Genomic DNA, 359 nt, shown 5'->3' on the forward strand with positions numbered 1-359 from the left:
TCCGATTCGCTGAGTGGCTCATTTTCAATATACTTTTGGCTTATCCAATTGCCTTTAAACAACTTGTGCCATCGTATTACAATCGCTTCATCCGACAGACGCTTAGCTTTTTTATCATCAACATATAAAACAATGTGAGTGTGATTACTCATCACGGCATAAGCACAGACATTAATACAAAACACAGACCCCAACATCAATAGCTTTTCTTCAACCCAATCACGGCGGTGTTCGTATGATTTGCCAGTAAATTTATCTTCACCACAGAGGAAGGCGCGCCTTACGCAACGGGAGATACAGTGGTAGTATTTGGTGTCGGTTAAACTGATTTGTTTTTTACGGGCTGTAGCCATCGTTTG

General features: G+C 41.2%; 1 pseudogene. It reads right to left on the reverse strand.

What is annotated here, in order from left to right:
* A pseudogene (locus CKO50_RS02215) lies at positions 1–353 on the reverse strand (transposase); the annotation flags it as partial.
* Between the last annotated feature and the right edge of the window lie 6 nt (positions 354–359).

This window comes from Pseudoalteromonas sp. HM-SA03 (assembly GCF_002289345.1).
Lineage (GTDB): Bacteria > Pseudomonadota > Gammaproteobacteria > Enterobacterales > Alteromonadaceae > Pseudoalteromonas.